This is a genomic window from Marinobacter alexandrii (assembly GCA_039984955.1).
GTDB lineage: Bacteria > Bacteroidota > Bacteroidia > Cytophagales > Cyclobacteriaceae > Ekhidna.
Window position 1 is genome coordinate 132,623 of sequence record JBDWTN010000006.1, and the last position, 23,591, is coordinate 156,213.

At 37.2% G+C, this 23,591-nt stretch carries 23 protein-coding genes; 10 read left to right on the plus strand and 13 right to left on the minus strand.

Annotated features, from left to right (window positions below):
- The first annotated feature begins 68 nt into the window (after positions 1-68).
- Together ABJQ32_05295 and ABJQ32_05300 are read left to right on the plus strand one after the other, a co-directional pair.
- Positions 69-1,124 carry a DUF2911 domain-containing protein gene (locus ABJQ32_05295; GenBank protein ID MEP5289043.1) on the plus strand — a complete coding sequence of 352 codons (1,056 nt, stop codon included), beginning with the start codon at positions 69-71 and terminating at the stop codon, positions 1,122-1,124.
- Between the two features lies 1 nt (position 1,125).
- Complete coding sequence (locus ABJQ32_05300) at positions 1,126-1,782, plus strand: hypothetical protein (GenBank protein ID MEP5289044.1); 657 nt, start codon at positions 1,126-1,128, stop codon at positions 1,780-1,782.
- A gap of 44 nt (positions 1,783-1,826) precedes the next feature.
- Here ABJQ32_05300 and hslV read toward each other — a convergent pair whose 3' ends face one another.
- Both hslV and ABJQ32_05310 read right to left on the minus strand, forming a co-directional pair.
- A complete protein-coding gene (gene hslV, locus ABJQ32_05305; protein ID MEP5289045.1) occupies positions 1,827-2,366 on the minus strand; it encodes an ATP-dependent protease subunit HslV in 540 nt (179 codons plus the stop codon).
- A gap of 78 nt (positions 2,367-2,444) precedes the next feature.
- Positions 2,445-4,079 carry a pyruvate dehydrogenase complex dihydrolipoamide acetyltransferase gene (locus tag ABJQ32_05310; GenBank protein ID MEP5289046.1) on the minus strand — a complete coding sequence of 545 codons (1,635 nt, stop codon included), beginning with the start codon at positions 4,077-4,079 and terminating at the stop codon, positions 2,445-2,447.
- 110 nt (positions 4,080-4,189) lie between these two features.
- On the opposite strand from ABJQ32_05310, the gene ABJQ32_05315 reads away from it, so the two are divergent.
- The 6 genes from ABJQ32_05315 to ABJQ32_05340 all read left to right on the plus strand — a co-directional run bounded on the left by ABJQ32_05315 (position 4,190) and on the right by ABJQ32_05340 (position 10,950).
- Complete coding sequence (locus ABJQ32_05315) at positions 4,190-4,873, plus strand: SOS response-associated peptidase (GenBank protein MEP5289047.1); 684 nt, start codon at positions 4,190-4,192, stop codon at positions 4,871-4,873.
- Entirely contained in the window at positions 4,873-5,952 is a 1,080-nt protein-coding gene (locus ABJQ32_05320; protein ID MEP5289048.1) for a serine hydrolase, read from the plus strand. The genes ABJQ32_05315 and ABJQ32_05320 overlap by 1 nt, the downstream gene beginning before the upstream one ends.
- Positions 5,953-5,957: 5 nt before the next feature.
- The gene (locus ABJQ32_05325) at positions 5,958-6,527 is read left to right on the plus strand and encodes an RNA polymerase sigma-70 factor (protein MEP5289049.1); all 570 of its coding nucleotides are present in this window, start codon (positions 5,958-5,960) and stop codon (positions 6,525-6,527) included.
- Between the two features lie 56 nt (positions 6,528-6,583).
- The gene (locus ABJQ32_05330) at positions 6,584-7,468 is read left to right on the plus strand and encodes a FecR domain-containing protein (protein ID MEP5289050.1); all 885 of its coding nucleotides are present in this window, start codon (positions 6,584-6,586) and stop codon (positions 7,466-7,468) included.
- A gap of 84 nt (positions 7,469-7,552) precedes the next feature.
- The gene (locus ABJQ32_05335) at positions 7,553-10,117 is read left to right on the plus strand and encodes a TonB-dependent receptor (protein MEP5289051.1); all 2,565 of its coding nucleotides are present in this window, start codon (positions 7,553-7,555) and stop codon (positions 10,115-10,117) included.
- Positions 10,117-10,950, plus strand: coding sequence for a DUF4249 domain-containing protein (locus ABJQ32_05340; protein MEP5289052.1), 834 nt, complete (start codon positions 10,117-10,119; stop codon positions 10,948-10,950). The genes ABJQ32_05335 and ABJQ32_05340 overlap by 1 nt, the downstream gene beginning before the upstream one ends.
- A 269-nt stretch (positions 10,951-11,219) precedes the next feature.
- On the opposite strand, the gene ABJQ32_05345 is transcribed toward ABJQ32_05340, so the two are convergent.
- Genes ABJQ32_05345 through ABJQ32_05355 form a run of 3 tightly spaced genes read right to left on the minus strand, consistent with a single transcriptional unit; the run spans position 11,220 to position 13,365 of the window.
- Positions 11,220-11,657 carry a DinB family protein gene (locus ABJQ32_05345; GenBank protein MEP5289053.1) on the minus strand — a complete coding sequence of 146 codons (438 nt, stop codon included), beginning with the start codon at positions 11,655-11,657 and terminating at the stop codon, positions 11,220-11,222.
- Positions 11,654-12,256, minus strand: coding sequence for a YigZ family protein (locus tag ABJQ32_05350; GenBank protein ID MEP5289054.1), 603 nt, complete (start codon positions 12,254-12,256; stop codon positions 11,654-11,656). Before ABJQ32_05350 ends, ABJQ32_05345 begins: the two co-directional genes overlap by 4 nt.
- Complete coding sequence (locus ABJQ32_05355) at positions 12,253-13,365, minus strand: hypothetical protein (protein ID MEP5289055.1); 1,113 nt, start codon at positions 13,363-13,365, stop codon at positions 12,253-12,255. The genes ABJQ32_05350 and ABJQ32_05355 overlap by 4 nt, the downstream gene beginning before the upstream one ends.
- Before the next feature lie 99 nt (positions 13,366-13,464).
- On the opposite strand from ABJQ32_05355, the gene ABJQ32_05360 reads away from it, so the two are divergent.
- Positions 13,465-14,355 carry a GNAT family N-acetyltransferase gene (locus ABJQ32_05360; protein ID MEP5289056.1) on the plus strand — a complete coding sequence of 297 codons (891 nt, stop codon included), beginning with the start codon at positions 13,465-13,467 and terminating at the stop codon, positions 14,353-14,355.
- Here ABJQ32_05360 and ABJQ32_05365 read toward each other — a convergent pair.
- Positions 14,339-15,520 carry a glycosyltransferase gene (locus tag ABJQ32_05365; protein ID MEP5289057.1) on the minus strand — a complete coding sequence of 394 codons (1,182 nt, stop codon included), beginning with the start codon at positions 15,518-15,520 and terminating at the stop codon, positions 14,339-14,341. The two genes, ABJQ32_05360 and ABJQ32_05365, sit on opposite strands and share 17 nt — an antisense overlap.
- 78 nt (positions 15,521-15,598) lie before the next feature.
- On the opposite strand from ABJQ32_05365, the gene ABJQ32_05370 reads away from it, so the two are divergent.
- Complete coding sequence (locus ABJQ32_05370; GenBank protein MEP5289058.1) at positions 15,599-16,444, plus strand: glycosyltransferase; 846 nt, start codon at positions 15,599-15,601, stop codon at positions 16,442-16,444.
- Between the two features lie 13 nt (positions 16,445-16,457).
- Here the strand turns inward: ABJQ32_05370 and ABJQ32_05375 are convergent, their stop codons facing one another.
- From ABJQ32_05375 to rsgA, 7 genes are all read right to left on the minus strand, one after another.
- Positions 16,458-16,580: a hypothetical protein gene (locus tag ABJQ32_05375; GenBank protein MEP5289059.1), complete on the minus strand. Its 123-nt coding sequence runs from the start codon at positions 16,578-16,580 to the stop codon at positions 16,458-16,460.
- Positions 16,581-16,606: 26 nt separating this feature from the next.
- A complete protein-coding gene (locus tag ABJQ32_05380; protein MEP5289060.1) occupies positions 16,607-17,557 on the minus strand; it encodes a S41 family peptidase in 951 nt (316 codons plus the stop codon).
- The gene (locus ABJQ32_05385; protein MEP5289061.1) at positions 17,550-20,213 is read right to left on the minus strand and encodes an ABC transporter permease; all 2,664 of its coding nucleotides are present in this window, start codon (positions 20,211-20,213) and stop codon (positions 17,550-17,552) included. The genes ABJQ32_05380 and ABJQ32_05385 overlap by 8 nt, the downstream gene beginning before the upstream one ends.
- A complete protein-coding gene (locus ABJQ32_05390) occupies positions 20,210-20,548 on the minus strand; it encodes a helix-turn-helix transcriptional regulator (protein ID MEP5289062.1) in 339 nt (112 codons plus the stop codon). Before ABJQ32_05390 ends, ABJQ32_05385 begins: the two co-directional genes overlap by 4 nt.
- A complete protein-coding gene (locus tag ABJQ32_05395; GenBank protein ID MEP5289063.1) occupies positions 20,545-21,657 on the minus strand; it encodes a serine hydrolase domain-containing protein in 1,113 nt (370 codons plus the stop codon). Before ABJQ32_05395 ends, ABJQ32_05390 begins: the two co-directional genes overlap by 4 nt.
- A gap of 128 nt (positions 21,658-21,785) precedes the next feature.
- Positions 21,786-22,562, minus strand: a complete 777-nt coding sequence (locus tag ABJQ32_05400; GenBank protein ID MEP5289064.1) for a DUF4197 domain-containing protein — start codon at positions 22,560-22,562, stop codon at positions 21,786-21,788.
- A gap of 94 nt (positions 22,563-22,656) precedes the next feature.
- Positions 22,657-23,571: a ribosome small subunit-dependent GTPase A gene (rsgA, locus tag ABJQ32_05405; GenBank protein MEP5289065.1), complete on the minus strand. Its 915-nt coding sequence runs from the start codon at positions 23,569-23,571 to the stop codon at positions 22,657-22,659.
- Positions 23,572-23,591 lie beyond the last annotated feature (20 nt).

Consider the following 23,591-nt stretch of genomic DNA (forward strand, 5'->3'; position numbering starts at 1 on the left):
ATAAACATTCATTGAATGGGTCTTCTTGTTCGTAATCTTATCTATAAATAGATTAAACAATGAAAGTCATGAACTACAACTCGAGCAAAGTAATTACCTCATTGGCATTAGCACTAATGTCAACGTTCGTATTTGCACAAAATGTAACACTACCCCGTCCCAGTCAATATGCTGAAGTGACACAACAAGTGGGTATTTCTCATGTAACCATCAAATATCACAGTCCTGCAGTAAATAATCGGCAGATTTGGGGTGGTTTGATACCATATGGAGCAATGTGGCGGGCAGGAGCCAATGAAAACACCACCATCACTTTTTCACATGATGCTGAATTAGAAGAACAGCCAATTGCTGCTGGCACTTACGGTCTTTTTATGTTTATCAAAGACAAAGAAAACATTCGAATCATCCTTTCGAAGTATGCCAAATCTTGGGGGACCAATTACCCCGCAGAACAAGACGCTGTATTGATAGCTGATGTTAGTACAAATAAAATTCCGTCACAAGACTGGTTGAGCTATGATTTCAAAGATCGATCTGGTGATGATGTAACGGCTGTGCTTCGATGGGCCGATCTGGAGGTTCCTTTCAATATTTCTTTTGATGTAGATGACATAGTAATCGAAAATGCCAGAGCTGAATTAAAAGGACCTGTAGGTTTTACCTGGAGAGGTTACATGCAAGCCGCTAACTACTGTTTGCAAAATGACTTCAACCTTGAAGAAGCAATGACCTGGATAGATCAATCTATTTCTATGAGTAGTGGTTTTTCTAATCTGCAAGTAAAAGCCGGTCTTTTAGCTAAAAACGGAGAAGTGGAAGAAGCTAAAAAAGTAATGGACCAGGCATTACCTACAGCAAACCCATTTCAGCTTAATCAATACGGATATCAACTACTTGCAGTTGGAGATACGAAAAAGGCCATTGAAGTATTCTCAATGAACGTGAAGAAAAACGCTAGTCATCAGTTTATCTGGGGCTTCACTGATAGTCTGGGCGAGGCGTATCTCAAAGACGGCAACAAGAAACTAGCGCTCAAGTATTACAAAGAAGCCCGCAAGGTTGCTCCTGAAAATCAATATGCGTATTTGGATGGAGTAATCAACGGAATTGAAGGAAAATAACATGAATAGGTTTTTAATAATTATTTTGATCAGTCTGAGTTACAGTTGTGTAGCTCAGACCTCCAAACGAGTCTTCAAATCTTTCGATTACCAAGGCAAAAAAATTAGCTATGCTATTCAATTACCTAAAGATTTCGATTCCAATAAAACGTATCCCATAGCAGTTGGTCCTTCAGAAGCAAAGTCTAATGATGACCAATCCTTTTACTGGAGGGGTGTAAAGGATACACAAGGTTGGATCTTACTTGATTTTCCTATTTATGAAGGAAAAGAGACTGAGGTTGCCGCCTTTTTGGATTACATCAATAGCACCTATAATGTAGAAGGTGATAAATTCCATACCATCTGCTTCAGCGCCAACAGCGCAAGCATTTTCCGTCTGGTCATGAGTATACCAGAATATTTTCATTCTATAACAGGAGTCGCAGGAAATCCAGGAACACGAAATTTTCAGGAGTTGACCAAACTCAAAGAAGTAAAAGTCAGATTTGTAGTGGGCGACAAAGATACCTACTGGATGGGTGCCGCCAAGGATAGGCATTCTAAACTACTGGAAGCACGGGTAGACAGTGAAATTGAAATCATAAAGGATGGAAAACATGTACTGACTGGGTTGATTGGCGCGGGAGTCATCAAAAGGATGAATAAGTTGAGGTAAACAATATTAAGGGATCATCAAGGCGGTGATTCCCTTTGAATACTTTACTCCACTACTTCAATCACTAAATTATGATTCGTGTAAATACAGATATCTGCAGCAATCGTTAATCCTTCACGTACCATTTCCTCTGCTGTAAGATTGGGTGCATGTTTCTTCAGAGCTAGCGCTGCTGCTCTAGCATACATACTTCCTGATCCAATAGCCGCAACTTCTTCATCTGGCTCTATTACATCCCCAGTTCCTGAGACAACAAGGACCTCTTCTTTATCAGTCACTATCATCATGGCTTCTAACTTCCTAAGGTACCTATCAGTCCTCCAGTCTTTAGCCAGTTCTACTGCGGCTCTTTTCAAATTTCCAGAATAATTACTCAATTTTTCATCAAAACGATCCAATAAAGTAAATGCATCAGCAGTGGAACCTGCAAAGCCGGTTACAACCTTCCCATCTCCCAGCTTTCGGATTTTTTTCACATTTGATTTTGCAACGGTATTGCCAAGAGTGGCTTGCCCATCTGCACCAATTGCTACTTTACCATTGTGTTTGATTGCAAGGACGGTTGTTGATTTTATTTTTTCCATAGAATTATAGTCTCGCCTTAGTAAAGGAAAAGATGCTTCACTTCGTTCAGCATGACATTAAAAAAGTTAGAATTACAATTAAATCAGAATTCGAACCGGGTCTTCCAGCAGGTCTTTGAATGTTTTCAAAAAGGCAGAGCCTACTGCACCATCTACTGCTCTGTGATCACATGAAAGCGTCACTTTCATCACATTCCCTGGCTTCATCTCTCCGTTTTTCACAATTACCGTTTCTTTAATACCTCCTATTGCCATGATACAAGCATCTGGCGGATTAATGATTGCGGTAAACTCATCAATTCCAAACATTCCCAAGTTAGAAATGGTGAATGTATTTCCAGAAAATTCTTCTGGTTGTAATTTTTTGTCTTTTGCTTTCTGCGCTAGCTCTCGTACTTCTGCCGAAATATGAGACAATGATTTATTATCAGCAAATCTTACCACTGGCACAATCAATCCATCAGGAATGGCAACTGCTATTCCCATGTGAATGTGTGAATGTTTTACCATGTGATCACCCATCCAACTAACATTTACATCTGGATGTTGACGTAAAGCCGCTGCGGCTGCTTTCACCACCATGTCATTGAAGCTAATCTTTACCGGAGCAACTTCATTCATAGACTTACGAGCTTCGATAGCTTTATCCATGTTTATCTCCATGGTGAGATAGAAATGAGGAGCAGTGAATTTACTGTCACTCAATCGCTTCGCGATCACCTTACGCATCTGCGAAAGATCTACCTTCTCTGATCGCTCCTCACCTACTATTTGAGGAATATTAACAGCAGGCTTATCTCCAGAAACTGTCCCTGTTTGTTGAGGTTGTACAGAAGGTGTGAAATCTTCCACATCCTTTTTCACAATTCTTCCATCGGTTCCAGAGCCATTTACCTGAGCTAGATCTATTCCCTTTTCGGAAGCTATTTTCTTCGCAAGTGGTGACGCCTTCACTCTTCCGTTACTTGAACTGCTTGGCTGTGATACAACGCTCGGACTAGCTGATGATACAGCTACAGGAGTTTCTGTTTTCACTTCTTCCTTAACTTCCTCTTTCGCGTCATTTCCTCCTTGCTTCTCTGCCTTCAGTAAAGATTCATAATCTGCACCTTCTTCCCCTATAATAGCAATCACTCCATCAACTGCCACACCACTGCCATCTTCCACTGCCGTATAAAGTAGTGTACCATCTTCATAGGCCTCCAATTCCATGGTGGCTTTATCCGTCTCTACTTCCGCTAAAATGTCTCCTGATTCTATGCTATCTCCTTTTTTCTTTAGCCATGAAGCAATAACGCCCTCCTCCATAGTATCACTCATCTTAGGCATTCGGATTATTGAGGCATTTATATTGCTGGTATCAATTTTTTCTGATGCGTTATTTTCTGGCTTTTCTTCCTTACTATCCTCAGTTTTACTCTCCACAGCAGATTGTCCGTTGCTTGCTTCTTTGAGTAAATGCTGAAAGTCTTCTCCTTTTTCACCAATCACAGCTAATATTCCATCTACTGGAACTGCCTCTTTTTCTTTTACTCCAATATGTAATAACACACCATCTTGATAAGATTCCAGTTCCATTGTCGCCTTGTCCGTTTCTACTTCAGCCAGGACATCACCAGAACTTACTTCATCACCCTCTTTTTTCAACCATGCAGCAATGACACCTTCTTCCATGGTATCACTCATTTTGGGCATTCTTATTACTTCAGCCATTTAGATCGTCTTTTATTCTTAAGTCAAAATTAACCCATCCTTTAAATAAAATTTGGTTTCAGCACAAAATGAAATTGAGTAAGCCATGTTCTCGTGTTAAATTGCTGAAAATGCTCGATCGATACACGATAACATTAAAACCAGATGAACTGGCACTTGTGCTTGGAGCTGAAGTACCGGCTGCCTACAATCCACAATTCAATGCCGCGCCAACCAAAGTTTTACCCTTGATTACCAGCGATAATCCAGATAAGATTTCTTTCTACAATTGGGGTTTAATGGCTATGTGGTCAAATAATAAAGCAATGAGTCCTAAATTTTTTAATCTCCCAATGGACTCGGTGATAAGTAAACCTAACTATCGTAAAAAGCTAACCACACATCGATGCGTTATTCCAATGGACGGTTTTTATGTCTGGAAGCAAGTAGCTAAGAAGCAGCAAGTACCTCATTACTTCTTTTATCCAGATAAAAAAGTATTTTCCGTAGCAGGGCTATGGGAAGAAGGTGAGGATAGCGCACATTCCTTTATTATGATTACAAGGCCAGCAAATAATCAAATAACTGATTTTCAAGACGACATGCCAGCAATACTTGATGCTGCGTCTACTAGAAGATGGCTAGAGTCTGATGACCTTGAAGAGCTTCAAGGGCTATTGAATCAAGAATCGAAAGAAGAACTATTATCACATACTGTGACTCCCAAGATTAGGGATATTGAGGGTAATGATGTTTCATTTACAAAGCCTGCTCCACCTTCGGACCAGCATGGAAACTACACACTGTTTACTTAATGGCATTACGATTCTTATTCATATTCTTCATTCTTTCTTCATGCTATCTAAGCGATGAGGTAGTACCTGATCAAGATGTATGGAAATATGCATTACCATCAGATGTAGGCATATCAAATGATAGTTTACTAGTCATTGATAGTAGAGCAAAAATCGGAGGGTTCGAGGTAATCAATGGACTAATAATCATTCGCAACGACAAGCTAATTTTTGAAAACTATTATCAAAACAACAACAGACAGACAACTCAAAATCTGGGTAGAGCAAGCATGGTATTCACTTTAGCTGCCATCGGAATTGCTGAAGATAAGCGTTTGCTTTCAATAGAAGATCCAATTGCTGATTATTTGCCCGAATATGAAAATATTTTTCAGGATAATATCGGGAAACAAGAAATCACTATTGCACACCTATTGGCTCATAGAGGAGGGTTTTCCTGGAACGAAAGTATAGAACCAAGATTTAGCGATAATAATAATCTCAATCAAATGAAAGCATCTGAAGATTGGGCCAGATTTGTATTAGACCAGCCTCTAGAAGCACCAGCAGGACTAAGGTTTAACCTAAATACTGGCACTGGTGTAATTCTTGGTAAGATTATAGAAAATGCTTCGGGACAAGATTTTGTCAGTTTTCTAACAGAAAATATACTAGATCCCTTACTAATCGACTCTTTGACTATCAGCACGGATCCAAATGGCAATTATAATGGTGGTGATGGTATTGAATTATCACTAATTGATTGGACAAAGTTTGGCTACTTAATCTTAAATGAAGGTATATGGAGAGGAAGAAAAATCATAGATCCAAATTTTCTGCTAAATACAACCTCTACACAGACTACAGTATCTGGCACCTTTGAGCTAGGCTATGTATGGTGGCTATTTGGTGATGATTTTGCTAATGCTTTTGGAATAGATCATGAAGATATTTTTTATATACCAGGGGAATTAGGTCAACACATGTACATTATTCCCTCAGAAAAAATGATTGTTTCTATATTCGCCGATAACTTCTTTTTTGGTTTTGTTAATCCATCGCTAAACTTGTTCGCAGAAATTACTTATACGCTTCAATAGTTCCAATGAATCCAGAAAATGACCTTTTGCTTTTCCAACAAGTGAAGAGTGATGACTTCTCATCATATGAGGTCATTTTCAAACGCTACTATAAAGAATTGTATCGCTTTGCCTTCACCTATGTCAGAGATGGCACTATAGCTGAAGAAATGGCTCAGGAAGTGTTTTTGTACATCTGGGAAAAGCGAGGAAACATTGAAATTCAAACAACACTTAAAACCTATCTGTACTCGGCTGTAAAAAACAAATGCTTGAATTACATAAAGCTAGAATTGCCCAAGCAGCAATCCATGGCAGATGTGAGTGAGGTAATGCTAAGTGTGAATGTCCCAAAGAAAGATGAAGGTGAAAACGAGAAATTAAAAAAGTACATAAAAGGAGCAATTGATGCACTTCCTAAGAAATGCAGAAGAATATTTATTCTAAGCAGGAATGCAGGAATGACCTATGAGGAAATTGCCGAAGAACTTGATCTTTCTAAGAAAACTGTTGAAAATCAAATGGGTATCGCTCTAAAAAAATTGAGAGAATCATTGGAGCATGTATATAAGCATTACAAAGAGCATATGAGCTAAGAAAAAAAACAAAAAAAATTAGGGGTGCAACCCTAGTTTGTTGACAGACAAATGAGATGGCAAAGGACCTGAAAGTATATAACCACCTAAATTATAACGAAGAGTCTTCTTCAGAAAAAGATGAATTCGTTGATTTTCTTTTTCAGAACACTGAAATAAGTGCTCCTGAAGTAGATGAAAACAAAGCTTGGGAATCATTGAATCAAAAGATTCATAATCCTAATAAATCCTTCATGTGGATGAAGATAGCTGCAACAGTCGCTATTCTGGCCATACTATCAGTATCACTATTCCTATTTAATCCATCACCATCTCAAATTCAGGTTGCCTCCACGAACGAAAAAATAAACGTAACATTTCCTGATGGTTCTACTGGTATATTAAATACCAATTCGTCATTTAGCTATCCTGAAAAATTTGGTGATGAACGTAATGTTTCTTTCACAGGTGAAGCTTACTTTGATATTAAAAAAAGCGAGAAGCCTTTCATTATTGACGTAAATGGAGTTGATGTAAGAGTATTGGGAACCGCTTTTAATCTTATAACAACAGAAAATGATGTTAGACTTTATGTCGATAGAGGACTTGTTGCATTTGAAAAAGCTGGGGAGCAAACTCAAGTTCCAGCAGGAAAAGAAGCAATCTTTAATCGCAAGAATACATCTGTGGATGTTAAATCAATACCATCAACTAATATCATGAGCTGGAGAAATGGAGTATTCACTTTTGATAACACTCCTCTAAGTCAGGCACTTGCCGAATTAGGTGAATACTATGATGTTGAATTCAAGCTTTCGGATAATCAATTACAAAAATGTAGATTAACAGTAACGTTTAATAAGCAATCGCTTAATGAAGTTTTAAAGACAATTGGTAAAGCTTTAAACGTCAAAACATCATATAAAGATCGTATTGTAAAAATTTCAGGTCAAGGCTGCTAATACTAGCATATACGATTCATTACTTTTGCAGGTGTGTTTTTTTCCTGCGTTTCTAAATCTCGTACTTTTTTAAGCATTGCACTTTTGTGTGGGGCTATTGCTGTATGTTCTCAACAAAGCATATTAAATCAAAAACTTCCATACTGGGGTGAGATATCCCTATTCAATGCTCTTGATTCCTTAAGATCTCAAGACTTCAATATTGCATACAGTGCAGACAAGCTTACTAATCAGTCACTTAAAATTGATAGAGGAACTACCGTTCAGGAATTTCTTGACTTATTAAGAGAAAATTTAATAGCAGATATTGCCTTATTTGATAGTCAAATTATTATATCTCCACACATCCCAAAGATTTACACTGTACATGGAGTATTGAAAAATGCAGAATCTGGTGAACACATCATTGGTGCTACTGTGCAGGTATTGGGTAGCAAGCTAGGCACTACCACAAATGGATATGGGTACTATTCCATTACTTTAAGAGAAGGAGACTACAACCTTCAGTTTTCGCACTTAAACTACGAAGCAAGAAAATCCGAAATATCTCTTTACAGGACTACTTACATGGAAGTTTCAATACTCTCAAAAATTACAGAGTTGGAAGAAGTGGAAGTCTCTTCTCTCTCCGATGATATAAACCTATCTGAGAATATTCCATCTATTAACAGAATTTCAATTTCCGGTGCTGATGGGCAAATACCTTACTTCTTAGGAGAAGTTGATGTTGTGCAAAATGCTCTGTTAAAACCCGGTATTAGAGCCATTGGTGAAGATGCCAGTGGTGTACATGTTCGTGGAGGTGGTGTAGATCAGAATCTTACCCTACTCGATGAAGCAACAATTTATAATCCCAGTCATTTGTATGGCTTTATATCCGTTTTTAACCCTGAGGCAGTAAATGATGTTCGAATTATGAAAGGTTATATCCCACCCTCCTACGGAGGTCGCACATCTTCAGTAATTGAGGTTAGACAAAAAGAAGGAAATGCTAACAAAACAAGTTTTTCAGGAGGCATAGGAATAGCCTCCGCTAGAGCATTATTGGAAGGTCCTATTCATAAGGGTAAAAGCTCTTACCTTATCTCAGGAAGACAAAGCTTACTAAATCTTTCCGTTGATGATTTTGCGAGTACTTCAGTGCAAAGAAATAGGATTCGATTCCAAGACTTGAATTTAAAGTTGAATTTCAAATATAGTCAGGCAAGTACCTATTACCTATCTGGGTATATTGGAAATGATCGAAATATAGCAGGCCTTAATTCTACAAGAAACTGGGGTAATAGAATGCTAAATTTTAGGTGGAATTACCTATTTACTCCGAGGCTTTTTTCAAATATTTCTGCTTTTGTTTCTGAATACAATTATAAAATTGAAAGCACAGAAGAACCGGGCGCATTTATCGGTCGATCAAAAATTGCAGACTATAGTGTTAAAGGAGATTTAACTTATGTGCTAAGCCCCCATAATGAAGTTTCGTTTGGATGGAGTGCCGTGTATCACAGGCTGCTACCTGGATCTCGTGAGCCTTTGGATCAAACTACAAGCACAAACGAAGTAGAATTAGAAAACGAACAAGGGTTCGAGACAGCCTTTCATATCAGCCAAGAAATACGTAAAAATAATTTTACAGTTAACTATGGCTTAAGAGTAAGTAGTCTTCACACACTTGGATCAGGGACCGTCTTTAAATATGAAGAAGGAATACCAATTGCCGACTCAACAATAACTGATACGTTATCATTTAAAGGTCTTGAGCTCATAAATAAAGATTACAATCTCGAGCCACGAGTTTCAATAAACTGGAGGGTCAATGAAAAAACTTCAATCAAAACTTCTTTTTCACGGACCGCACAGTATCTCCACCTAATCTCTAATACAATTACACCTGCCCCCACGGACATATGGAAACTGACAGATACATACATTCCACCATCAACAACCAATCAGTATACCGTTGGTTTTTACAAAAACCTTAATAACAATATGTGGGAGTTGTCTTCTGAAGTTTACTTCAAAGACATCAACAACAATATCCAATATAAAAATGGTGCTGACTTGGTATTTAATGAAAACATAGAAACTGAACTGATTTTTAGCCAAGCCAGAGCTTATGGGTTGGAATTATATGCTCACAAGAAATCTGGAAGGCTCAAAGGTTGGATTAGTTATACGCTTTCTCGTGCGGAAAGTAGGATTCCTGAAAACAATGAAGAGAAGTTTATCTTAGAAAATCATGATAAAACTCACGATTTTGCTACATCATGGAGTATGCAATTATCCAAACGCTGGAGTGCATCAACTAACTTTGTATTTAACACTGGCATACCCGTAACCCTCCCAACAGATAAGTATGTGTTTGAAGGGAATCTCGTGCCGCATTTTCAATTTAGAAATAATGCAAGATTGCCAAACTATCATAGGTTGGACCTTTCGGTTAGATGGGAGGGCAGAAAATACAAGAAAAAAGGTGGTCAGCGGAAAAACACTGATTATTGGATTCTTACGTTATATAATGTCTATGCAAGGCAAAATGCTTACTCATATTTCTATCGTGAATCCCCAACTGACCCTGGACTTGCTCAAGTAGTCAAGTACTCAATCTTTGGGACAATTATTCCAGCAGTAACATACAATTTTAAATTTTAGTGTTAAAAAAAACCATCTACATATTACTAATCGGTCTGTTCGCCTGCGAGAAGGTAGTAATTGTGGACCTACCCGATCCGCAAGGGCTTGTTGTGGTAGAGGGTTGGGTAACAGATACTGTAAGTACCCATCAAATTAGACTGACTAGATCGAATGCTTTTTCTGCTAATTCCGATGTATTACCCATTGAAGATGCCCAGGTTATTGTACAAAGCAGAACTGGACAAATCTATTCCTATTCCTACTCTTCAAATGGGTATTATGAAGCCGAAACACCATATGAAGGTATCAGTGGTATTGAATATCGTGTAAGAATTTTAGTTGATACTTCTGAAATTAGGTCCGATTGGGATATGATGCCAGAAAAAGTTTCTATAGAAACCTTAGAAATATCATCCTTTCAGGAAAATGATCCAAATAACCCAAATCAGCAGATTACTATCTTTTTCCCTAAGATTAGCAGCTTAGATCCTGATAGCAATGAAAACTATTATCGCTGGGTATTCTTTAAGAATAATGAAATTTTTATTGAACCAGAATCTATTACTATTCAAAACGATCGCTTTTTTGATGGCAACCTTATTCCTAACAATTTTCAAAATTTTTCCTACGATCCTGGAGAGAAAATTACAGTCGAGCTACAATCGATTTCATCGAATACATTCAATTATCTATCTCTTCTAAAATCGCAAATAACCACTTTAGGAACATCCTCCGGAACTACTCCAGCAATTGTTTCAGGAAACCTTAATTACTTAGATATAGAGAATGAACATGTATTAGGTTTTTTTGGAACCAGAGCAATTAGTGTCGAGTCAATCGACGTTCCATAATTTTTAAAGAAATAAATTAAGAGACTAGTAAAGATTAGAGGGAAAAAACAAACGGAGCGCCCTCACCAAAGCAACTCCGTTCTAATTCAACCAGCTATGGATTGTTTTTGAATTCTTTTATGACTCAAGGTTAGCTAAGTTTTTTGTAACGAAGAGGCCTCATTCGTCCATTAAGGGCTATTGTTAGATAAACCCTTCCATATTCCCGATTAAGAAAAAATGGTTTAAATATTTCCAGAAAGAACTATCTAATTTTGAATTATTCAAACTTAAAATAGGATTCTTCGATGATAGTTAATCTGACCAAGATGATAATTGAGGTGTCCTTGCAAATGCATAAGGAAGTAATGCACAGTCATAGGATGACCGAAGAGCTCTAGAGGATATGTAGACATGAGTTCTTCTTTTTCGACTGTTTCAAAATACTCACTCACCAATTTTATCGTTGCTTCAACTTGTTTCATCAATTGATCAAAAATCATTCTTCCTTCAAACTCAAATTCCCGCTGACGAACATAACCTGTTTCATTAAGAACAGTTCCTATAAAATGTTGGAGATTACCACATAAATGCATGATCAAGTTACCTGCAGAGTTATTTATCCCTTCGGTTTTAACCCAAAGATCTTCTTCATTAGTGTAAGCCTCGAGTTCTGTTCTTAGTCTATCTAAATCTCGTAAAAAGAGTTTTTTAAAATCCTCAATCATAAATCTTCTATTTGAAAAGTCATCGTATAAAGGTCATCTATTTTTTCTCTAAAAGAATCTATAAGGTCTTTTTTTAAGCTACCTGTGATGGTGCATGAAAGCTGAAAATCTCTATTCTGGACATCTATATCAAATTCCTCTACAAGGCGTTCAGCCGTGCTCATCATTTCATATGGAAATTTCATTTCCAAAGTTTTGGTTTCAAAGATTGTCAATTTTGCAGCTTGTTTTAGAGCAGCTTCAGTTGATATTCTATACGCATTGATGAGGCCTCCTACTCCAAGTTTTGTTCCTCCAAAATATCTTATTACGACGACCAATACATTTGTAAGTTCAAATGATCTTATCTGTCCAAGTATGGGATCTCCTGCTGAGTGTGCAGGCTCTCCATCATCATTGGCTCGCCAACTTTGCTCATCCATCCCAAGGACCCAAGCATAGCAATGATGCCTCGCATCATAAAAGTCTTTTCTTAATTGCTCTTGAATATCCTTAACAGATTTTTCAGAATCAACAGGGAAAGCAAAGGAGAGAAATTTACTCCCTTTCTCTTTATACAATCCTTCAGTTTTGTTTTGGATGGTGTAGTAGTTGCTCAAAGTTTTGATAAAAGCTCCTTCGCTTCTGATTTGACCTGTTCTGTTTCAGCGTAAGAAAGCGACAAATCTAAAAACTCTTTTGCTTCACTATTTTCATTCTTCTTTATAAGCACTCTTCCTAATCCCAGATATCCAAAACTCTTAAAAAATTCACCATGCGATGGTAACTCATCTCCGTATTTTAAACCCAATCGATACGCATACTCAGCTTTTTTTTCATTGCCAATGATTACCTCCTCCAAATAGCCTAAGAAAACATATCCCGCGAGTTTGTAATATGGACTTTTATGCTTAATCAATGAATAAATTAGATTAATCGGAACCTTTTTGAAGTCAGTAGGATTTGCCAACGACTCCAAGTATTTTGCTTTTGCGTAGAAGTTATTCGGATACATATCACAAAGCTTAGATAGATAGTACTGAGCTTGAATAGGCTCATATTCATACCTTAGGTAGATGTAGCTCAAATACACATGCGCCTCTACGCTTGTCAAAAAAGAAGCACTTGTTGCTTCCTTTAACTGCTTTAATCCTAGTTCCATATCACCACTTCTAAAAAACCACAATAGCGGTTTATAAATAGGGTGTTTTTCCGGGTACTTCTCTCTAAAGTAATTATAAAGCCCTGTGGTTAAGAGAAATTCAGGATTATCATCTACTATCTCAAATCCTTTTTTCATTAAACTATATGCTCTGTTTGCTTCCCCCACCGCTTTCATTGTATAGTCTTGATCTGCATAATATTCAGCAAGCAACCCATATGAGGCCATAGCAAAAAATATCATCTCTGGATTTTTCAAATCTGGGTCTTTAATTTTCGCTCTTTCTATCGCAAGGTCTAATTGAACCTCCATCTCTGAGAATAACTCCTCGGATATTGTTGGAATATTGGCCCATAAAATGGTCATTGCTCTCATCAGAGGGATAACTGGATGTTGTGGTATAAATCTTTCAGCCTTTCGGATGTAATACTCCGCTGAATCTGGTGATGCATTATAGATGTGATCAGTCCCCTTCTTTATGAACTTCTGCACATATCCAGACTCAAAGACCTGAGCAGATAGCGACAGAGTCGACAGAAAAAGAATAAGCGTGAGTATTTTTTTCAAAACTGAAGATAATTAAGATTTTATTGTAAAAATCTAATATGCAAGATAAGGCTCGTTTTCAGGTTTTTAAGAAGTTGTGTGTTTTAATTTTACACTTATATGGCAATCAACATTTCCAAATCACCTATTGATCACCAAAATAATATTCCAGTTACCTATTTCAAAAAGGAATACATAGAAACTCAAGATTATAACCAGTTCATTTCCTTCAGTAACGACGATTGCTTCATATCATTTGACCTAATTGAAGAAAAAGCAATAAGTATTCCTAGAAGCCCCTTTGGCTCCATATTTTGCATGAATCAATCCATCAATAATTCAAGTGTATTCTTGCAGAAAGTGCTACTAGAACTGGGTCGAAAAAACATAAAAGAAATTGAAATTCATCTACCTCCATCAATTTACGATGATTTCGAATCAGCTGAACTTTACGTAGGAAGCGGTTTTGAATTATCATATTCCGATTTGAATCAACATATTGATTTGGACAATACATGGGAAAAGTCCATTCATAAAATGCAAGAAAGAAAGCTTTCTTCCTTGAACAGTGAAGGTTTTGTTTTCAGAAAAATGGAGGATAATGAGCTTGAAAAAGCCCATAATTTTATAACTGTCTGCCGGCAAGCTCAAGGGCTCCAAATAAATATTCCATGGAATAAATTGAAATCATTAAATGATAGCCTTACTGGTGAATACGAGTGTTTTGGTGTGTTTAGAGATGAAAAGATCTCAGCTATTTGTATTGCGGTAAATGTTACTTCTAAAATTGCTTACTATTATTTGCCTGCTACAAGCCCAATGTTTCGAAATCAAAGCCCCATGGTTCTTCTCATTGCAGGTATGGTTGAATACTATCGGAACAAGAAATACAAATATCTAGACTTAGGCGTTTCGTCTTCAAATGGTATCACTCAAGAAACACTGAAGCTTTTCAAGGAACGCATGGGTGCTAAATCCACTGAAAAACCTTGTCTTAAATTATCTCTTTAAATATTTTCTCCAGATTTTTAATCCATATCTTAGGAGCGTATCTCGATAAGGCGTTTCTTCTAATAATTTTTGCATCAAAAGATTGAAAATTTTGAATCATCATATCAATCTTTTCCGCTAGATCTGAAGCATCAATATCTGTAAGGTATCCAGTTTCTGCCGTGACTATTTCCTCAGGTCCTCCGCATTTTGTAGCCACAACTGGCTTACCACAAGACATAGCCTCCACCACTACATTTCCAAAGGTTTCATGTCTACTCGATAGAACATAAAAAGAACAACCTTGCATTTCTTCAACAACTTCCTCGCGACTCAATTGCCCCAGCCATTTGACTTTGTCCCTCAATCCTAAGTCATTTGACATTTTCTTGTAGTAAGAAATTTTTGATCCTGCTCCGCCTATTCTCAGCTCAAATTTGGCATCAATAACACTCATGGCTTTTAAAAGCAGATCTATCCCCTTTTGATCTTCGACTCGTCCAACAGTCAATACTTTGCACTGTGTAGCGTTTGATTTTTCCTCCATCGCGAGTTTGAATTTCTCAATGTCTACAGGATTGTTAATTATTCTTACATTATTAAGGTCAAACTCAGATAACCGATCCTTCAAAGAGTTGCTAGTGGCGATCAAGCGACTTGCACTATTTAGTGGTTGAGAAATCATACTTGTAAGAGCTCCATTCTTTGTAAGAAATTCAGAGAAAGGAAATGGGCTCATCCGTATTGTAACTGTATAGGGGAGATCAAATTTTTGAGCTAACCTTTTAGCTATTAGTGCTGCAGGGTATGTTGCCTGGGCGCTAATCACTTCCGGCCTACCATGGTCGTGAATAAAAGAATTAAGGTTTTCTTCATTAGCTCTAAAAATTCCTTCTATGTTTCCATTTCTCCACTTTCTGGTCCAGCTAAATGCTGGGGAAAAGTATTCTTTTACATTGGAGTCAATGCTATACTGACTCGTTTGATGCTTTGCAAATAGTCTAACTATTGAAAGGGGATTTCTAATTGGAATTAAAAAAGAACTATCACCTTGCCCCCACCGACTCACTCCTACATTCCATGATGGTCTCAATTGTCCCATAAGTACGGCCTGTTCTTTGTTAAAAGTTCCGTAGATTGGATTTGACTCAGATGGATACCATGATGGAATAATGAAGATATTCATTGTCTTATTAGATGATTTGGTCTAATCATTCCCCCGAATTTAATTGGTAAAAAAGTTCTGAGATATGATATTACTAAAATGAATCAATTACCATTGGTTTCCATCATTTGTTTGTGCCATAATCAAGCAAAGTATGTCAAGCAAGCAATTCACTCAGTTTGGAAGCAGAGCTACCCAAACATTGAACTGATCATTGTGGATGATGGCAGTACTGATGGTAGCAAAGAAATTATTTTAGAATTATTGAAAGAACATAAAACTAAGTTCATCAATATTGAGAGTAGTATAGGTAACTGTCGTGCGTTTAATCACGGATTTTTCGAATCTATCGGAGACTATATCATTGATCTAGCTGCAGATGATGAATTGTGTGTGGAAAGAGTGCTTCAAGGAATCAATGCATTTATGCGGTCAGACGCTGGTGTGACCTATTGTGATGTGATGAAATTGGACCAGAATAACCTTGAAATGGGAACTCATTTTAAGCGGAACAAAGAAGAAGTATTGATTGAAGAAGTCCCTGAGGGAGATATTTATATAGATCTGATTAAACGGTATTTTATTTCCCCTCCTAGTATGATGATTAAACGAGAAGTTCTGGAACAGCTTAATGGATATGATGAAACGCTTTCGTATGAAGATTTTGACTTTTGGATTCGCTCAGCCAGAAAGTGGAGTTATGCTTTCACAAATGATGTTTTAGTAAAAAAGAGGATATTACCCCATTCACTCTCAACTCAACAGTTCAGAAAAAAGACCCAGCATCAATTAAGTACGCTAAAAGTTTGTCAAAAAATTAAAGTCCTCAATCAAACAAAAGAGGAAGATTTAGCTTTAAGGAGAAGATGCCTGTACGAAGTAAAACAGTGTGTAAAACAGAAAAACTGGAAATTAATCCCAGCCTTCCTGAAATTGATTAATTGATCTGAATGTATTCCTAATTTCTTCTTAGGAGATCTAACGCAGCTACCAATACACCATCTTCTTTTTTCCTTATATCTTCTGTTGTAGTTTTCACTTCAATGTCTACCGGTGTGCCTAATCCTTCATAATTTTTCATATCTGTAGAGTAGTATCGTTGATTGCTCAAGGTAACCTTCCATCCATTGGGGAGCTTTCTTCCATACAGATCAGAAGCTTTCTTCCATACAGATCAGAATAGGATCCATTTGAAGGTTCACCAATGATGGTCGCGTTAGGTAATGAAGCCATTATCAATGCCAGCACATCCGCGGCACTAAAAGTCTGATCATTAGTTAAGAGTACAACAGGCTTTAGGAAAGGGTTATCACCTACAGGCTTGATATATTTCTCTTTCAGAACACCAAACTCTTTCTTTTTCCTAGTTTGCTTTTTAAAACCAACCACTTTTTCATCTACAAACCTTCCAGCTATTTTCTGTGAAAATCCATCATCTCCACCCATGTTAAACCGTACATCAATAATAATAGACTCAACACCTTCAAAGAAATCAAAGATCTCATCCAATTGAGAATCTAATGAAGGCCCTACCATCTTCCTAAGTGTACTGAATGATCTGAAAAATCTCAAATAGCCAATATCATCAGTTCTGGTGTAGCTGAATAATGTATCATCTCTAAATACAGGGCCAACCTTAATTATCTCGTCAAACCCATTTTCAAGTAGAGTCTGTTGCGTCATGGCCATAATATAAGGCTTCTTTCTACCTTCCAATGGTTTTAATTCTTCCAGCACTCTTGAATATCGATCTGCACTAAAGGCAGTATCAATATTCTTCGCAATCAGATTAATATGCGCATCACCCAGAGGTTTGAGCATATTAGTAAGTATGATAAAGAGTTCCTTATCGGTCGTCTTTTCAGTCACTTGAGGACTGTAGATATCATAAGCCTTGTTCCAATCAATGTTTTTTTCTTCAAAGCTTGCGTAGCTTTCATCAAAAAGATTCCAACAAGTCTCAAATGTTTCAACTGGCTTGTTTGATTGAGCATCAGCTAGAATATTGACTAGGCACAAAATTATCATTACGCCTAGTCTGTTTGCATATCTATTCATACTTCAATGTTTTAGCTGGATCGAGTTTTGCCACTTTCAGTGTTTGATAACCGACTGTAACAAGAGAAAATACCAAGACGATGATGAGGGATATCACAAGTAAAACCCATGGAAAACTGATGCGATAGGCGTAGTTGTCAAGCCAACCATTCATGAGGAAATATATAAGCGGAAATCCAAAGAATGATGATATCCCTACCAAGCTAAAAAAGTCTTTGTAGAACAGAAATATGATTTGACTTTCTGAGGCTCCTAGTACTTTTCTGACTCCAATCTCTTTAGATTTTTGCACTGACATGAATGAAGCCAACCCGTAGAGGCCAAGAATCGCTATGAAAACAGCCAAAATCGCAAAAACCATAAACGTATCGCCGAAGCTTCTGTCTTGATCATAAAGTGCTGCAAAGCGTTCATCCAGGAAGGAATAGTTTAAAGGGGCGTCTTGATAAAATTGATCCCAAGTATCCTTTATATGATCCAACCCAGCTTGATAGTTATTTGAGCTTAGCTCGATTACCAAATCATCCGCATTAAACCAGGGGAAATAAAGACTTGGTTCTACCTGCTCTTTGAGCGTTGTTCTGTTAAAGTCTCTCACAACCCCTACTAATGTGTATTTGGTGTTTGTTTCTCTGGTTCCAAACTGAAGTTTTTTCCCTACCACAGAAGCAAAGTCAGGAACATTAAGTCTGCGGAGAAAAGCCTCGTTGGCCATAACGGCGACAGAATCTGACTTTATCGCTTCACTAAAATTTCTTCCAGCAACAAGTTCCATATCAACAGCATCTAAAAACCCTTCATCATTATACTGAATGTAAGTCGTGCCCTCGGTAGGTTCAGTATCTCCTGCAAATCGTACAACTGTCGTTGTGGAGTTAATGTCAGCAACATCTCCTCCCGGCAGATTAGAAGCAGCTCCTACCGATTCTATTGCTGAATGATTTGCCAATTCCTTTTTGAAAGCCTTGAGTTTATTCCTAGCAGCTATATTCTCTTCCTCAGTTTCTGCGTCAGATTCCGGCACAGTCACATTAACTACCTGATCAACTGAAATTCCTATATCCTTTCCTTGCATATAGTTTACCTGCTGATAAATAATGAAAGTAGAAGCTATCAAAATTAGAGAGGCTGCAAACTGAGCGATCACTAACCCTTTTCTCAGTGCAATTCCTTTTTTGGAGTTTTGAAACTTTCCCTTTAAAACACTGATTGGTGTGAAATTCGACAATACGAGTGCTGGATAAAACCCGGATGCAAAGGTTCCGATGAAAACAAAAGCAGCTATAGATATCAGGAATGGTAATTGGTTCCAAACACTATCTATTACTTCCTTTCCAACAAGTTGATTGAAGTATGGCAGTGTGAGTTCGGCCAAACCTATAGCAATCAAAGCACTAATTAGATTTACAATGAATGCTTCGCATAAGAATTGAATAATTAGTTGCTTTCTAATTGCACCAATTACCTTTCTTAAACCAACTTCCTTTGCACGCTCCACTGCTCTGGCGGTGGATAGATTGATGTAGTTCACCCAGGCTATAACAAGAATGAAAACTGAAATAATTATTAAAAAATCTACCGCTTTTTCACTTCCATGAATTTGAGGTTCATACGTAAAATCAGATTTTAAATGTATACCCCGTACTGGGTGAATATCTAATCGAGTTCCATTCGTTTTCCAGTTTTCATCCTTATCCAGATTATTTGTGTGTTCATTTACTGCATCGTTTGCTTTGGCTTCTAATACCGCAAGGTCTACTTCTCGATCTGATTTAAGATATACGTAGTAATTGTTCCAATCCCAATTATTATAGTCTTGACCCTCCTCTAGGGTCTTATCAGAAACCAACATATTAAATGAATAGTGGGTATTATCCGGTATATCTTTCAGAATGCCGGTTACCTTCAATGAAGTTTTATATGGAGAGACCACTTCAAGTATTTTACCCATCGCATCAGCATCTCCGAAATATGCTCGAGCTCTACTTTCAGTTAAAACAACTGACTCTGGTTCTGAAAGCATACTTTCTATATCTCCTTCAAGCACTGGGTAATTAAATAACTTTAGAAAGTTCGGATCTGCCGAAATAACAAGCCTTTCTTTGAAAGACTTGTCTCCATTTTTGATTAAAAGAAAATCAAACTTTTTCGAGACCGTATGATCAATAATTTCAGGCAAAGTCTCTTCAAGAATTTTTCCTGTAGGATATGCTGCCATAGCATCCTTATCTGTGTCCATACTATTTTGTACTCTGACATAGGAGACTCTATAAATCTTATCAGAATCGGAATGAAAGGCGTCATAGCTCTTCTCAAACTTTATGTATTCATACATCAAAAGGAAACTAGCTAGTCCGATGGCTAGTCCTATTACATTGATCGCGGTGAACATCTTGTGTCTAGCAAGATTTCGAACGCTTACTTTAAAATAATTTCTAAACATACCTGAGTCCTTTATAATTGAGTTTTGAAAAATTGGTCGAAGTAATGAAATCCTAAAAAGAAGAATTACGTCTACCAGATATTTAAGCTGAGCTTTTTTTTTATTTTCCACCAAATGATCTGAATAGAGTTCTTCAAGATCACCTTTGATGTCTAGATAGAAATCTGGGTGACAGTACCATTTAAATATTGTATCAGCAATGTGCTTGATCATACCATTTTCAAGTCGAGTGCCACTTCTGGTATCGCATTCCATAGCTGTGTCCTCACATCTTTAGAATACTCAAGTGCCTCTCTTCCATAGGCAGTAATCACAAAAAAACGTTTCGGTTTACCACCCCGCTTAGCATTCGCCTCTCCTTCTCGGCTTTTTAAATAACCCTTCTTTTCCATTCTCCGCAACGCAGACTGGAGTGCCCCCACACTGACCTTTCTTTTCAATCGAGTTTGTATCTCTTCTTTAATGCCTACTCCGTAAGCTTCATCATAAAGCACACCTACGGTTAAAAGAACGATTTCCTCGAATTCTCCTAATTGATATTTTTTCATGGTGTATTTCTGTTTGTGATATTCTTGAATCGATCCCAAAGTTTGATTCTTAACTCATTTTTCATATCTGTAATTTGTCTCCCATCAGCATTCACTAAAATCACTATTCCCAATTTTCTATCGGGGCTTATCAAAACGGCAGAAGAGAAAGTCCCTAAACTACCTCCATGGTAACTAAATCGCTGATCAGTATCTCCAACATTACCATTGTACCAACCAAGGGAATACTCCTCATATCCATAATGAAGATATTCGTAAGTTTCGCTCTTCAAAACATTATCTATGCCTAAAAGCCCTTCTAGATGATGACCCACAACCTTTGAAAGGTCTCTTATACTTAGGCTAAAATTTCCAGAAGGTGAAAAATAACTTCCGAGCTCAGTTTCTTGATCAAAATCAACAGGTTTATAATCTCCTACTTTTTTTTGATGACCGTTTGTTTCTTCTAAATCTTCTTCAGCAGGGAATCCACAAAAAGCATCGATTTTAATTTTCATACAAAAATCAAAAACCAACTGACTCCACTGCTTATTAGTAGCTTTCTCCAACATTAGAGCTGCAATAATATAACCTGCATTAGAGTATGAATGAGTACCAATATTCATTGGTTCAAGATCTAAAGCGTATTCAGCATACGCCAATCTTGGATTTATTGAATTTTCAATGCCCTTTGGAATACCTCTCCATTCTTTACTTTTATTGTCTTCAAATGCTGGAAGCATTGCCCTATGGTTCAACAGCTGACTCAGGGTTAGATTATGGTATGACTCATGACATTTACTAAGTTCAGGTACCACATCCAGTAGTTTGCTATCCCATTCAATAACTCCATCCTCAACCAAATCAGCAGCAATGGTAGCAGTAATTGCTTTTGTGTTTGAAGCAAGTTGAAATTTAGAATCAAAATCAATTAGACGATTAGATCCATTCCTCTTAACTCCTGAAACTGCCATGAAAGTAGTATCAGGGAAAATAATTCCTACCGCTAAGCCAGGAACTTTAAACCGATCCCTAAACTCATTTGTAGTTTTCAAAACGAACCCACCCAAATCTTGCCCAGAGGCAACTTGGATCAATAGCGTTGTGAAAACAGTAACAAAAAACTTCATATTATCAATGTCCTAATTGTAGTATTCGTATATAAACACAAAAGGTTTCATCAATTTCCTAAATGTAGTATTGAGATAAAAAGAAAAAGCCCGAATAGGGCTTCACACTGTTGAATATTTACTTAGAATTATTGATTGCTTCCAAAGACTCTTTCAATAATTGCACTACTCCAGGCAAAAGGATCGTCTCGTATTTTCTTTTCTTCCTCGCCTACAAGGTGAAATAGTCCATCCACTGCTTTTCCTGTAGCGTATTCCTCAATACTACTCGGGACTTCCACATTGACGAAATCACTTACTGTTGTTCCAAACCCTACTGATTGATTGAGAAATCCTGAAACGAGTCCAAACAATTCTATTGCTCCCGTTCCATCTAATGCATTTTTCACATCCGGTGAAAATGCGGTAACCAGGTCTAGTCTTGTTTGCTGTTCAAAGAAATCGGTGGCAGAACGCTGACCTCCATCTAAAATACCCCTAGCATCGGTTATTGTCATACTTGTAATAGCATTTCCAAAAATAGGTAGTGCTTTATCAGCAGCGTTCTCTGCACCATTATTCATGGCCGCTATCAGTTCTTCGAAAATATCATTCCCCCCATTATTTGTCGCTAAATAAACGTCATAAACTGGTTTAAGTATCGAACTTGAATTAATGGTAGATTGTAGTTGCACAACCTCATCAGGAAGCAAGATCTTTATAATTTCATTTTGTAAATAGCCTCCACTTTTAGAAGCTGTATTCACAGAAGTATTTAAACCTACACTCAAAGCTTCTTTCAGTCCTTGCGTAATTTCTACATCCGTTAAAGGTAAATCGATGATTTCGTCCAACCCGTCACACGATATAGCAAAACCGATTGATGTGATTAGGCTTATTGAAAATATGTTTTTTAGTGTTTTCATACCCCGTCTTTTATTGTTGAATTTGAAGTTACAAAAATGATTCCATGTTACTAATCTCTTTCGATAAGCTAGCAATACTTTCAGACTTGCAACATCATCTTCTATTTTCTTCGACCCTCAAAATAGACAAGTAGCTTTCATATCTGAGAAAAGAAATTGATTTACCTACCTCGTCCTTAACTGCACATCCTGGTTCATTCTCATGGAGGCAATTATGAAACTTACATTGGCCTAAAAACTCCCTCATCTCTGGGAAATAATGAGATAACTCCTCGTCTTCTATCTCTGAAAGTCCCAATTCTTTTATCCCGGGTGTATCTATTATTGAAGAACTATCATCTACAAAAAAGAGCTCAGCAAATGTCGTTGTATGTACTCCTTTATTTGCAAAATCTGATATTTCACTTACTTCCTGCTTTGCATCTGGTATTAATTGGTTAATCAATGTTGATTTACCTGCCCCACTATGACCTGATATAAGACTTCTTTTCTTGCTAAAAATATTCTTAATCTCCTCAGATATCGAGTTATTAAGCTGACACAAATGGACACTATATCCTATTGATTCGTAAATAGACTTGAGTTCATGAAATTTATCAAACTCTTTTTCCGAGTATATATCTTCTTTATTGAAGACAAGCACTCCTTTTATTCTAAAAGCCTCAAGAGTTATTAGAAATCGATCAATAAATCCTGTAGAAGTTCTTGGTTTCTTGAGAGTGACAATTAGAACTCCTTGGTCAATATTACTTGCTATGATATGATCATGACCTTTTTTTCTGGGGCTTTCACGGATAACATAGTTTTGTCTATCCGATATCTGAATGATCACCCATTCTCCTTCAACTTGACTACTTCGTTCAATTTCTACCCAATCACCCACTGCGATAGGATTTGTCAACTTCTTGTCATCTAACTTAAACTTACCTCTAAGTCTCGCAGTTACCCTTTTTTGACCATTCATTACTTCGTACCACAGTCCTGTAGACTTAACGACAAGTGCTTTCATATCACTTAAAGGAATTTAGA